General features: G+C 66.4%; 9 protein-coding genes. 4 read left to right on the forward strand and 5 right to left on the reverse strand.

All coding sequences use genetic code 11. The annotated features are described in order from the left end of the window. The first annotated feature begins 16 nt into the window (after positions 1–16). Genes M1L61_RS04180 through M1L61_RS04190 form a run of 3 tightly spaced genes read left to right on the forward strand, consistent with a single transcriptional unit; the run spans position 17 to position 3,127 of the window. The gene (locus tag M1L61_RS04180) at positions 17–796 is read left to right on the forward strand and encodes a CvpA family protein (protein ID WP_019336370.1); all 780 of its coding nucleotides are present in this window, start codon (positions 17–19) and stop codon (positions 794–796) included. Positions 797–826: 30 nt separating this feature from the next. After that, positions 827–2,293, forward strand: a complete 1,467-nt coding sequence (purF, locus tag M1L61_RS04185; protein ID WP_010483938.1) for an amidophosphoribosyltransferase — start codon at positions 827–829, stop codon at positions 2,291–2,293. 9 nt (positions 2,294–2,302) lie between these two features. Continuing rightward, positions 2,303–3,127, forward strand: a complete 825-nt coding sequence (locus M1L61_RS04190; RefSeq protein ID WP_019336371.1) for a ferritin-like domain-containing protein — start codon at positions 2,303–2,305, stop codon at positions 3,125–3,127. 69 nt (positions 3,128–3,196) lie between these two features. Here M1L61_RS04190 and M1L61_RS04195 read toward each other — a convergent pair whose 3' ends face one another. Then, entirely contained in the window at positions 3,197–4,654 is a 1,458-nt protein-coding gene (locus M1L61_RS04195; protein ID WP_248854367.1) for a DUF2235 domain-containing protein, read from the reverse strand. Positions 4,655–4,879: 225 nt separating this feature from the next. Between M1L61_RS04195 and M1L61_RS04200 the strand changes: the two genes are divergently transcribed. Beyond that, positions 4,880–6,133, forward strand: coding sequence for a zinc-dependent metalloprotease (locus M1L61_RS04200; RefSeq protein ID WP_248854368.1), 1,254 nt, complete (start codon positions 4,880–4,882; stop codon positions 6,131–6,133). A gap of 87 nt (positions 6,134–6,220) precedes the next feature. On the opposite strand, the gene lpxH is transcribed toward M1L61_RS04200, so the two are convergent. The 4 genes from lpxH to M1L61_RS04220 form a co-directional block, all read right to left on the reverse strand. Further along, positions 6,221–6,967: a UDP-2,3-diacylglucosamine diphosphatase gene (gene lpxH, locus M1L61_RS04205; protein WP_010483930.1), complete on the reverse strand. Its 747-nt coding sequence runs from the start codon at positions 6,965–6,967 to the stop codon at positions 6,221–6,223. Between the two features lie 65 nt (positions 6,968–7,032). Continuing rightward, entirely contained in the window at positions 7,033–7,572 is a 540-nt protein-coding gene (locus M1L61_RS04210) for a phosphatase PAP2 family protein (RefSeq protein ID WP_010483928.1), read from the reverse strand. Then, complete coding sequence (locus M1L61_RS04215) at positions 7,553–8,698, reverse strand: glycosyltransferase family 1 protein (protein WP_010483926.1); 1,146 nt, start codon at positions 8,696–8,698, stop codon at positions 7,553–7,555. Before M1L61_RS04215 ends, M1L61_RS04210 begins: the two co-directional genes overlap by 20 nt. Before the next feature lie 143 nt (positions 8,699–8,841). Then, positions 8,842–11,766, reverse strand: coding sequence for a TonB-dependent receptor (locus M1L61_RS04220; RefSeq protein WP_248854369.1), 2,925 nt, complete (start codon positions 11,764–11,766; stop codon positions 8,842–8,844). Positions 11,767–11,946 lie beyond the last annotated feature (180 nt).

Raw genomic sequence — 11,946 nt, forward strand, 5'->3', positions numbered from 1 at the left:
GAAGGAGCGGGGCGCCATGATCGACGTGGTGCTGCTGATCGTGATCGCCGCCTCCACCCTGCTGGGGATGCTGCGCGGCTTTGTGGGAATCGTCATCGGCACCCTGTCGTGGCTGCTGGCCGCGTGGGCGGCCTTCGCCTTCGGCAATGATGCCGCCCATTGGTGGGCCGCCCCGGCGGCCCCCGGTGGCGAACACTTCGTCGGTGGCTACCTGGGGGTCGGCATCGGCGTGATGATCGTGGTCGCGGTGATCGGCATGGTCATCAAGGCCCTGGTCCATCGCAGCATGCTGACCAGCCTGGACCGCCTGCTGGGCGGGGTGCTGGGCGCTGTGCGGGGCGGCCTGATCGCCGCGATCCTGCTGCTGCTGGGCAGTTTCACCCCGCTGACCGCCGAGCCCTCCTGGCAGCGTTCGGCGGTGCGCCCACTGCTGAACCCCACCGTTGCCTGGATGAACAGCAAGCTGCCGCACTGGGAGGTTCCCGGGGCCGATCTGCTGCCCAAGGGCTTGCCGACCGACGCCCTGTCCCCATCTGCATTGATGGAGTTGGGGAAGAACGCAGGCGCCGGGTTGGGAAAGCCGGGCGCGGCAGGCGATAATGGCATCCTCAACCAGGTAGTGGCAGGCAGCGGATGGCTGCGGCCTGCGAAAGCGGAACAGGGCGATTCCTACGATCCGGCCGAAGTGCGTCCGGACGCCCCAGCACTGCCGGACAGTATCGAGCCGGGCGATCCGGCCAATGTCGACCGCGCGCGCGGCGACCACCGCGGCCAGGTACGGCCACCTTCCTTGTAACTGGGCAAAGCCCAGCGGAGACCTCGCACCATGTGTGGCATCGTCGGAATCGTCGGCAACCAGAACGTCGCCGGGCAGTTGTATGACGGCTTGACCGTCCTCCAGCATCGCGGCCAGGACGCAGCAGGCATCGCCACCGTCAATGGCAGCCGCCTGCGGGTGCAGAAGGCCACCGGCCTGGTCCGCGATGTGTTCGATGCCCGCACCATGTCCACTCTGGAAGGCAGCGTCGGCATCGCCCATGTGCGCTACCCGACCGCCGGGTCGGAAGGCATGGACGAGGCACAGCCGTTCTACGTCAATTCGCCGTACGGCATCGCGCTGGCCCACAACGGCAACCTGATCAACACCGAGGCGCTGCGCCAGCAGGTGTTCGAACAGGACCGGCGCAACGTCAACACCGATTCGGACAGCGAAGTGCTGTTGAACGTGTTCGCCTACGAACTGGAGCAGCAGCGCCAGCTCAGCCCGGAAGCGGCCATCCGCGCCGTGGCTGGCGTGCACCGCCGCTGCAAGGGCGGCTATGCGGTGGTCAGCGTGGTGCTGGGCCTGGGCCTGGTCGCCTTCCGTGACCCGCACGGTATCCGCCCGCTGGTGCTGGGCAAGCGCAGCCACGCCGAGGGCGATGAGTACATCGTGGCGTCCGAATCTGCCGCGCTGGACGTGCTGGGCTTCCAGCGCGTGCGTGACGTGCAGCCGGGCGAAGCGCTGGTGATCACCGCGCGCGGCGAGCTGTTCTCGGAAATCTGCGCCGAGCCGGCCGAGCACACCCCGTGCATCTTCGAGTACGTGTACTTCGCACGCCCGGATTCGATGATCGACAACGTGTCGGTGCACAAGGCGCGCATGCGCATGGGCATCAAGCTGGGCGAGAAGATCCTGCGCCTGCGCCCGGACCACGACATCGACACCATCATCCCGATCCCGGATACCTCGCGCGACGCCGCGCTGGAGATCTCCAACGTGCTCGGGGTGAAGTACCGCGAAGGCTTCATCAAGAACCGCTACATCGGCCGCACCTTCATCATGCCGGGGCAGGGCGAGCGCGTGAAGTCGGTGCGCCGCAAGCTCAATCCGATCCACCTGGAATTCCGCAACCGCGTGGTGCTGCTGGTGGACGACTCGATCGTGCGCGGCACCACCAGCCAGCAGATCGTGCAGATGGCCCGTGATGCAGGCGCACGCAAGGTCTACCTGGCCAGCGCGGCGCCGCCGGTGCGCTACCCGAACATCTACGGCATCGACATGCCGGCTGCAGAAGAGCTGGTCGCGCACAACCGCAGCGTGGAAGAGATCGAAGCCCACCTGGGCTGCGACTGGCTGATCTACCAGGATCTGGAAGACATGGAAGCGGCAGTGAGCGAGGGCAACCCGGCGCTGCGCAACTTCGATTCGTCCTGCTTCAACGGCCACTACCCGACCGGTATCGAGCCGGGCTACTTCGAGCGCATCCAGCAGCTGCGTTCGGACGATGCCAAGCACAAGCGCCGCGCCTGAGGTCCAGGCGTGGTTGACGTGCCCGACGTTGGTGGCGACCTGCTGCGCGCCGCGCAGCAGTGCCTGGCCGAAGCCAACCCGCTGCGCAAGGTTGCGCTGACCCAGGCCTACGCCGCTGCGTTCCGTGCCGGTCGCCTGAGAGTGGCCGCCGATGCGCCGCCGCCGGAGCCGATCCGCATGCCGGGCCGGCCGGCGCAACTGGTGCTGGTGCACCCGCGCGAAGTGCCGCGGCGCGGACTGGGCGGTGTGGAAGGGCGGGCCGCCTTCATCCATGCCATCGCCCATATCGAACTCAATGCGATCGACCTGGCCTGGGATGCGGTGTACCGCTTCCGCGGCCTGCCGTCGGCATTCCATGCCGACTGGGTCAGCTGTGCCGACGACGAATCGCGGCACTTCATGCTGCTGCGCGAACGCCTGCAGGTGCATGGCCACGACTATGCCGATTTCCCAGCGCATAACGGCCTGTGGGAAATGTGCGAAAAGACCGCGCACGATGGCCTGGCACGCATGGCGCTGGTGCCGCGCGTGCTGGAAGCGCGCGGCCTGGACGTCACCCCGGGGATGATCGAGAAGCTGCGCAATGTCGGCGATGGCGAGACCGCCGACGTACTGGAAGTGATCCTGCGCGAGGAAGTGGCGCATGTTGCCGCCGGTTCGCGCTGGTACCGCTGGTACTGCGACCGCGCCGATGTCGAACCGCGCGCACGTTTCAAGGAACTGCTGGTGGAGTACGCCGGCGGCTACCTGCACGGGCCGTTCAACATCGAAGCGCGCCTGCTGGCTGGTTTTGATGCGGATGAGCTCGCCAACCTGGTCGAGCAGGCCGGTTGAGAAGAAGGGGACGGAGGGGATCAAGTCGTTAATGCCACAAACGACTTGATCCCCTCCGTCTCCTTTTTCTTATGCATTCGGCAACACCACGCGCTTGCCGTCCACGGTCGGCCGGTTGATGTAGAACAGGCCTGGGCCCGGCCGGTACGGTAGTTCGCTGACGCCGGCATCGGCGGCGTAGGTCAGTGCGGTGTCGCCCAGGGCGTCGAAATTCCAGTGTGCCGACTGCATCAGGTAACGCCGCCGCAGCAGCGCCTCCTGTGTCTGCGTCAGCGGCTGTCCGGCCACCAGGCGGCGTGCGATCGGCTGCAGGGCGGATGGCAGCTCCCAGCCGGGAACTCCGGCCGCATTGGCGGTCCATTGCACGCCGGCATCGATGGCCTGCTGCTGCATCACCTGCAGTGCGATCAGTTGATAACGCCAGTCGATGCGCCGACGCAGCACCACCGCGGCAGTCACATACAGCACCGGTGACAGCAGCACGCTGCGGCTGCCGGCGCGACGCTGCTGCTGCCACTGGTGCCAGACATCCACCCAGATCTCTTTTTCCCCAACGCCCAGCTGCTGCCGCCAGCGTTCGGCATCGGCCTGTGTTTCAGCGTAGGCCGTGGTGGCCTGCAGCAACGCCAATGGTGGGACCTGGTAGTCGGCAACCGCTGGGCGGCGCAGCTGTTGCCGGCGCGGGCGACTGAGCAGCTTGGGCCCTTCTTCGAGCTGGTTGTAGCCACCGCCGATGTTGGCATGCACACCGGGAAGGGAGATCTCGGTGAACGGCGGTGCCACGCTGGTCAGCGGATAGTGCTGGCGATGTTCATCGCGTGCAGTGAGCTGCACGACGCGACCGGCGATGCCACTGCGCAGGGCCAGCTGCGGCTGCTCATCGGCGCGGCCGCCATTGACTGCGACCACGGTGTCGAACAGTCCGATGAAGCGCAGCACTGGCGTGACGGCGGCGAAGTTCGCAGTGCAGGACAGGCCGGCGCCCTGCAGCAGCTGGCGCCAGCGCGCGCTGTCCCAGCCCTGCAGCTGGTTGGCGATGTCACGTGCCGCGGCAGCGCCGCGCGAATAGCCGAACAGATCCAGCTGCACGCCACGCAAGGGTCGCTGCCAGCGCGCGGACAGCTCGGCCAGTGCCGCCGGCAGCAGCACCTGCAGCGCGCGCTGCACTTTCGCACGAACGCCACTGGCACCGATGCCGAAGGCCAGCCCGATCAGATCGTCATCAGCATCATCGCGGGTGCCCACGCCTTCCACGTAGATCGACAGCGAAGGAGTGGCCATCGCATCGCGGCGGCTGTCCGGATACAGCTGCTGCAGGCGCGCGATGTTGGTCAGGCCGTTGTCGTAGCTGCTGGTCAGCCGGCTCTGGTAGGTCGAATCATCATCCGCGCGCAGCTGCGCCGGGCGTGGCTGCGGAACCTGTGGGCGACCGCGTGCCAGGTTGTGTGCGTTGTTGCGGGTGCCATCGAAGAACAGGCCGATCCGCAGCAAGCCGACATCTTCATCCGCGTCCTGCGATGGTGCCATGTGCATGTCCCGTCGTGACTGCGTCACGGTAGCGCGAAAGCGGTGTATTGGCGAAGTGTAGTGACGCCTTTGACCTTACTTAACGCAGATGCGGTCGATCACAGTTCCTGATTTTCATTCCCATCTTCTATTGAATTCACACGACCCGCGCAGGCCAGATGGCCAGACCCGGAAAACCCGGGCGTGCTGCATCAACGCTGTTCACATCATTCAAGGAGCGACGCAATGTTGTCCAGATCGATTGGCAAAGCGGCGGGTGGCCTGGTGTTGGGTTTGTCGGTGGCAGCGGCCGCGCATGCGGCACCGTTGTTCGAGCCGGTGACGGTCATCAGCCGGGCATCGGCAAACAGTGAGCCCGCGCTGGGCAAGCTGCTGGCCACCCCGTCCACCGCGACGGTACAGGAAGTGCGTGTCGACGCTGCTGCCACCGCGCAGCCGCAACTGGAGTTCGAACTGCTTGGCCAGCGCGTGCAGGCGGTGCGCAGCAAGGTGGAAGCCCTGCCTGATGGCGGCAGCATCTGGTACGGCCAGTTGCGCTCGCCGTCCGATCGGCTGACTGCCGCCACTTCGAACGGTCAGGATGATCCTGGCAATTCAGTGATCCTGGTGCGTTCGGGCAACACCCTCACCGGTTCGATCCGCAAGGACGGCAAGCTTTACCGGCTGCGTCCGCTGGGCAACCGCCATGTACTGGTGGAAGTGGATGAATCGCGGATGCCGGCCGATCATCCGGCCGACTACAACCAGCTGCCGAAAATCCCGATGGGCAACAATGAGCGCATCGGCATCGCGCAGGCCTCGTCCGGCACCCCGGCCACCATCCGCGTGCTGGTGGTGGCGACCAATGCAGCGGTAACGGCCTATGGCGGCAACATGCAGTCGCTGGTGCAGCTGGCGGTGGCGGAATCCAACCAGGGTTACGTCAACAGCAACGTTGGCATCACCCTGCAGCTGGCCGGCTATGAAACCACCAACTACACCGAGTCCGGCAACTTCACCACCGACCTGACCCGCTTCCGCAACACCAGCGACGGCTACATGGACAGCATCCACACCAGCCGCAACAACACCGCGGCCGATGTCGGCGTCCTGCTGATCAACAACACGAGCTACTGCGGGTTGGCCTCGGGCATCGGCTCGACGGCATCGACGGCCTTCGCGGCGGTGTACTGGGATTGCGCGACCGGCTACTACTCCTTCGCGCATGAGATCGGCCATCTGCAGAGTGCGCGGCACGATATCGCCAGTGATCCCAGCACGTCGCCCTATGCCTATGGGCACGGCTATCGCTACGAGCCGTCCTCCGGTTCGCGCTGGCGCACGATCATGGCCTATGACTGCTCGGCCGGCTGCCCGCGCCTGAACTACTGGTCCAACCCGAACATCAGCTACAACGGCATCCCGATGGGCAATGCCAGTACCGCCGACAACCAGCGCGTGCTGGTCAATACCAAGGCCACCATCGCGGCCTTCCGCTGAAGCCAATCGCCGACCGGGGTCGGCGTCTACCCGGGTGCGTGCACCTGCCCTGGTAGATGCCAACCTTGGTTGGCACCCTGCGATCCATCATTCGCGCGCGAGCGTATCCAGCGACCAGCCGCCGGCATCCACGCGCAGTACCGATCCCTGTTCGTACCAGTCGCCCAGCACGATGCGGTTGCAGGTGCGGCCACCGGCCTGCAGCGTGTGCACCGCCGGACGATGGGTGTGGCCGTGGATCATGGTGTCCACGCCATGGCGCACGAAGGTGGCGTCGACTTCGGCCGGAGCCACATCGGTCACGGTCTCGAACTGCGCACGATCGCCCTGCTTCATTTCCGACTGGCGGGCCTGGCTGGCGTCGCGTGCCTTCTGCGCGAACGCGATGCGTGCGGCCAGCGGCTGTGACAGGAACTGCGCCTGGAATGCCGGGTCGCGCGTCTGTGCACGGAACTGCTGGTAGGGGATGTCGTCCGTGCACAGCAGGTCACCGTGCTGCAGCAGCACCGGGCGACCGTACAGCTCGATCACGCACGGGTCGGGCAGGATGCGCAGGCCGGCACGGCGCGCATAGTCTTCGCCGAGCAGGAAGTCGCGGTTGCCGCGGATGAAATACACCGGCACGCCGCTGTCGGAGAGCACCTTCAGCGCGTCGGCCACTGCATCGGCGGCGGGCGAGGGCGTGTCGTCGCCGATCCAGGCTTCGAACAGGTCGCCGAGGATGTACAGCGCATCGGCGCCGGGCGCCTGTTCGCGCAGGAAGCGCAGGAACAGGTCGGTGATCTCCGGACGGCTGGGGTCCAGGTGCAGGTCGGAAATGAACAGCGTGGTCATGCCTGCATTCTAGGCCATCAACGATGACGGTAGCGCCGGGCCATGCGTGGCCGGCGCGGCGGCCATCACACCGGCAGCGGCAACCAGGCCAGGCTGGCCGATGCCAGCAGGATGGCAATGCCGGTGGCGGCCAGTACATCGGACGGGTAGTGCAGGCCCAGCACCACCCGCGACAGCGCGACGCCGAAGGTGAACGGGACCAGCAGCGGTGCCAGCCACGGGTAGTAGGCCAACGCGACGATGGTGAACGACACCGCGTGCAGGGTGTGCCCGGAGGGGAAGCTGAACTCGTCCAGCGGTGCCACCCAGGCACGGATGCGCAGATCGGCCGCATACGGGCGGGGACGCCGGGTCCAGCGCTTGAGGCCTTTGTAGAGCAGCAGCGCGGCCAGCCCGGTGGCGGCCATGTGCACGGAGGCGCGCAGTCCGTCGAAGCCGTCGAGCAGCACCAGCGCGCCCATCAGCACGTACCAGAACACGCCATCGCCGAGACGGCTGATGACCGAGAACAGGCGACGCACGCGGCGACGCCGGCAGTAGTGGTTGGCCCGGCGGCAGAGCCGCGCCTCGCGGCCGGCCAACAGCTCAAGCGGCGTGGTGCGCATGGCCGCTCCTCCGCGACTGGGCCAGCTCGGACAGCAGCGCATCGAACTCGGCAACCACCTGCTGTGGATGCAGGCGCTTCATCGCACGCGCGGCGCTGCTGCCGAATTCGCGGCGCCGTGCATCATCGGCGGCCAGCTGCACGGCTGCCTCGATGAACTGCTCATCGTTTTCCACGGCCGCGCCGTTCTCGCCATTACGCAGGTATTCGCGGGCCGCACCGTAGTCGAATGCGACGGTGGCCAGGCCGCTGGCCATGCTTTCCAGGGTCACGTTGCCGAAGGTCTCGCTGCGGCTGGGGAACAGGAACAGGTCACCGCTGGCGAAATGCCGCGCCAGGGCCTCGCCGCGCTGGATGCCGCAGAAGATGAAATCCGGGTTTTCATGTGCCAGTTTTTCGCGAGCCGGGCCATCACCCACCCAGACGAAGCGGGCCTTGGGCCGGATCTGCTGCAGGCGCCGGAAGGCTTTCACCGCCAGGCCAAGGTTCTTTTCCGCGGCGATGCGGCCGACATGGATCGCGACCAGGCCATTGCCGTCCACGCCCCATTCCTCGCGCAGCCCCGGGTCGCGCCGGCCCGGATCGAACTGCTGGCTGTCGACCGCACGTGCCAGCAGGCGTACACGTTCGAAACCCTGTTCGCCGAGGAACTGCTGCAGTTCGCGGGTGGGTACCAGCGTTGCGTCGGCCTGGTTGTGGAACCGGCGCATCCAGCGCATCGCAGCGGCCTGCAGCCAGGCGACGCCGTAGTCGGGCAGGTACTCGTCGAAGCGGGTGTGGAAACCACTGGCGACCGGAATGCCAAGGCGGCGCGCGGTGCGCAGCGCCGACCAGCCCAGCGGGCCTTCGGTGGCGATGTAGACCGCATCGGGACGCTGCTGCTGCCAGTGGCGGTTGAGCCGGATCGGTGCAGGCAGGCCGAAGCGCAGGCCGGGGTAGCGCGGCAATGCGGCACCCGGAACCAGCAGCGTGCCTGGCGCCGAGTCCAGCGCTTCGCTGGTCTGGCGTGGCCGGATCAGGTCGATGTCATGGCCGGAAGTGCGCAGTCCCTGCTCCAGGCCCTGCACGGTCAGGGCAACGCCGTTCACTTCCGGCGGGTAGGTCTCGGTGACGATGGCATAGCGCATGGCGGGCCTCCGGGTTTCCGGCATGCTCGGGCCTGGCGATGTAGCGGATATGACCGCTTTGCGACCACGGGATGACGGCGGTCCGGTTCCCATGGAGCCACGGCCCCGAAGGGCCGTGGCGGTGGTGCAGGGAGCGCGGTGGATCAGAAGCGCTGCTGGTATTTCATGTAGATGAAACGACCGATGTCGAAGCCACCGTAGTAGGAGAAGTTGGCGCTCGGCTGGCTGTACATGATCGGCCCCTGGCGGCCGAATACATTGTTGGCACCGATCGAGACGGTCGCATCCCATGGCAGGTTGTAGCGTGCCTGCACGTCGTGGAAGGTGACCGATCCGCGACGGTTGTAGTCACGGCTGCCACTGAACCACGGTGCGCGCTGCCCCGGGTGCGAACACTCACCCGGGTACGTGGCCGCATCCAGGCAACGTTCCTTGACCGCGGAGAAATAGCGCAGGCCCCAACCCAGGCCGAGGTTGCCACGTTCCCAGCCCAATGATGCGTTGGAGCGCACACGGAAGCCGATGCCGCCGTTGGTGGCAATGCCATTGCTGGGGATGGGGGGTGCATCCACCTCGTTGGTGGTCCGTTCTTCCGCGGCCACCACATAGGTCGTCTTCCAGTCGGCGCTCAGCGTGCCCCAGGACGTTTCGAACTTGTGACCGATCTCCAGGTCATAGCCTTCGGCCTGGCGGAAACCGCTGTTGCGGCTGCCATAGCTGAGCGTGTTGACGATGCCCAGTTCCGGGTCGCGGGTGAAGCTGCCGCAGCGCTCGGCGATGCCCAGTTCGTAGCAGTCGCGGAGGATGTCATTGGGATGGTCGGCAACGATGGTGTTGTCGATGCGGACCTTCCACCAGTCCAGCGCGATGTTCAGTCCTTCAGCAAACGTCGGGCTCCAGACCAGGCCCAGCGTGCGGCTGGTCGAGGTTTCCGGCTTCAGGTCGGGATTGGAGCCGTTGGTGAAGGGCAGGGGCGTCTGCCCGCTGCTGCCGGTGATCGGCTCGTTGCCCTGGCCGAGCTGGCGGTAGCTGTCTGCGTTGGCGATGTCGGCGGCGCAGCGTGCACGTACCTCCGGGCTGCTGGCGGCCGCGCCATGGACGGTATCGCAGGGATCACGGAAGCCGGTGGTGAAGGTCTGCGAGCCGCCACCGTACAGATTCGAGATGGTCGGCGCACGGAAGCCCTGGGCCCAGGTGCCACGGACCAGCAACTGGTCGATCGGCTTCCAGGAGACGCCGAACTTGCTGTTGAGGGTTCCGCCGAAGGTGGTGTAGTCGGAGTAGCGCGTCGCCGTGTCGAGGGTCAGCTGGCGTGCACCGGGCAGGTCGTGCAGCAACGGCACGCTCAGCTCCAGATAGGCCTCGTCGACACGGTAACCACCGCCGGTGGGGCCCGCCGCCAGGTTGGTAGTGGCACCGGTCTGGGCCAGCGCGTCGGGAATGAAGCGACCCTCCTCGCGGCGGCTCTCCACGCCCAGGGCGAAGCCCAGTTCCCCGGCGGGCAGCGTGGCAAGGCCGCCACTGAGGCTGGCGAACAGGTTGCGGGTGGTGGCTCGGCCACGGGTGAGTTCCTCGGGGAACAGCCAGTCCTGCAGTTCGCCGTTGCCGGTCAGGCCGTACGGGTCATCCTGGCCATACGGCACCAGCGGATTCCAGGGCTTGCAGCCGGCAATCGGCGCGTCCGGTGTGCCGCATTCCACCTTGCCGGTGGCCGGGTTGTAGAACGAAGGACCGGTGGAATCGGCGACGCGCTGCTTGTGCAGGTTGCCGGTGGCTCGCTGCTCCAGCTCGCTGCGGTTGTACTGGTAGCCGGCTTCCCAATCGAACTCGCGACCGACGAACTGGAAGCTGCCTTCAAACGCTGCGACACCCTGCCAGGTGGTCAGTTCGCTGATGCTGACGCGCGGAATCTCCCAGCTGCGGCGGTTCCAGTGCACATCGCTTGGGCGTTCATAGCCGTGGTGGCTGCCGAACGGGTTGAACCAGCTGTCGGCGGACATCGGCGTGATGCCGGCTGCACCGGACTGGAACGGATAGCCGGCAACCTGGCGCGTGGTGGTGCGTCGGTTGTAGGCCAACTGGGTGTTGAAGCGGATCTGGTCGTTCAGATCCATGCGTGCGTCGACGAAGAGCGAATCGCGCTTGATCGGCGTCTGCACGTGCATCTGTTCGTTGCTGTTGCTGACGTCACCGGTGAACGGTGTGTTGTCACTGAGGTGGAAACTGTCCGGCCCGCCCGGCTGGCTGCCGCGATCGAGTGAATAGCTGCAGCCACGGGCGCCGCTGCAGCCCGGGCCCTTGAAGCCGACGATGCGCCCCCACTGGCCGACCGTGGTCCAGCCATCGTCCGGATGACGATCGGTATAGGTGTAGGCGCTGAAGCCGCGGTCCTTCGCCCACACGCCCTTCTCTTCGACATGCTCGGCGGCGACGCTGATCGAGGCGCGGTCATTCGACCAGCCGGCAACCACATCGTACTGGGTGCGGGCACCGTCGCCTTCGCTGAACTGCCCATGGTAGACGTTGGCAGTCACACCCTGGACGTTGCGCCGGGTGATGATGTTGACCACGCCGGCCATCGCGTCGGAACCGTAGATGGCCGAAGCGCCGTCCTTCAGTACTTCCATGCGCTCCACGGCAGCGGCGGGAATGCTGGAAATGTCCTGGTAACCCGAAGTGGTCATGCCCAGGCGCTTGCCGTTGACCAGCACCAGCGTGCGCTGCGCCCCCAGCCCGCGCATGTCCACGTAGCTGCCGCCGGAGGCTTCGCCGCTGCTGAGTGGGCTGGCGCGGCTGAGCGCGGGGCTGCCGGTCGCGGTCAGGTTCTGCAGGATGTCCGCGACGGAATTGAAGCCCTGCCGCTCAATGTCGGCGCGGCTGATGGTCAGCACCGGCTGTGCGGTTTCCAGGTCGACCTGGCGGATGCGCGAACCGGTGATCTCGATACGGTCCAGCGTGGTGGCTTCCGGTGCGTGCTGGGCGAATGCGGGGGCGGCCAGTGTGGTGGTGGCCGCCAACGCCAGTGCACGACGGATCGCCAACCCGAGTTCGGGAATACGGATGGTCATGGGTCTCTCTCTCAGTCTTCGAAGTCTTCGGAACACAGCCAAGCGGGGCTGCGTCAATTCCACCGCGGCGGTGGATGTTCGAACCTAGTGAAAGCGGGCGCGGAGACGTATGGGCAAGCGACGAAAGCACCGCAGACGGCCGTGACGCTTCTGCACAAAGCAGAAGCAAATCAACCGATT

This window comes from Stenotrophomonas sp. NY11291 (assembly GCF_023277365.1).
GTDB classification, from domain to species: Bacteria; Pseudomonadota; Gammaproteobacteria; order Xanthomonadales; family Xanthomonadaceae; genus Stenotrophomonas; species Stenotrophomonas geniculata.

What these genes read in the sequence shown, in the direction of transcription:
- M1L61_RS04180 (WP_019336370.1), top strand. Translation starts at nt 17, where the DNA reads ATGATCGACGTGGTGCTGCTGATCGTGATCGCCGCCTCCACCCTGCTG.
- purF (WP_010483938.1), top strand. Translation starts at nt 827, where the DNA reads ATGTGTGGCATCGTCGGAATCGTCGGCAACCAGAACGTCGCCGGGCAG.
- M1L61_RS04195 (WP_248854367.1), bottom strand. Translation starts at nt 4,654, where the DNA reads ATGGCACCATCGCAGGACGCGGATGAAGATGTCGGCTTGCTGCGGATC.
- M1L61_RS04200 (WP_248854368.1), top strand. Translation starts at nt 4,880, where the DNA reads ATGTTGTCCAGATCGATTGGCAAAGCGGCGGGTGGCCTGGTGTTGGGT.
- lpxH (WP_010483930.1), bottom strand. Translation starts at nt 6,967, where the DNA reads ATGACCACGCTGTTCATTTCCGACCTGCACCTGGACCCCAGCCGTCCG.
- M1L61_RS04210 (WP_010483928.1), bottom strand. Translation starts at nt 7,572, where the DNA reads ATGCGCACCACGCCGCTTGAGCTGTTGGCCGGCCGCGAGGCGCGGCTC.
- M1L61_RS04215 (WP_010483926.1), bottom strand. Translation starts at nt 8,698, where the DNA reads ATGCGCTATGCCATCGTCACCGAGACCTACCCGCCGGAAGTGAACGGC.
- M1L61_RS04220 (WP_248854369.1), bottom strand. Translation starts at nt 11,766, where the DNA reads ATGACCATCCGTATTCCCGAACTCGGGTTGGCGATCCGTCGTGCACTG.